This window comes from Hydrogenoanaerobacterium saccharovorans (assembly GCF_016901815.1).
Classification (GTDB): Bacteria; Bacillota; Clostridia; order Oscillospirales; family Ruminococcaceae; genus Avimicrobium; species Avimicrobium caecorum.
This window is the reverse complement of record NZ_JACSNR010000051.1, coordinates 1-261: the sequence shown is the minus strand read 5'-3', so window position 1 is coordinate 261 and position 261 is coordinate 1. Positions and strand designations below refer to the sequence as shown.

Genomic DNA, 261 nt, shown 5'->3' with positions numbered 1-261 from the left:
ATGAGGAGGAATACCTCACCGCCGCTGCCGCCTTCCTCCGGGAGCTGCTGGCACAGTTTGCGCCGGGCAGCAAACCCTCCGGGGAGAGCACCGAGCCCGGCCCGGACAGCACCGATGCCGTGCCAGAGGAGCCGGAACGCCCCACCCTGGGGGAATTCCTCCGGGAGCGCATCGGCAACCCGCCGGACAACTCGGGCACGCCCCGGGACGCCATCGGGCGCAATGAGGAGGAATACCTCACCGCCGCTGCCGCCTTCCTCC

1 protein-coding gene is annotated in these 261 nt (G+C 70.5%); it reads left to right on the top strand.

Annotation, left to right across the window (positions count from 1 at the left end):
• Positions 1-261: hypothetical protein (locus H9X81_RS11645; RefSeq protein WP_204722189.1), on the top strand; the 261-nt coding region annotated here is incomplete at both ends.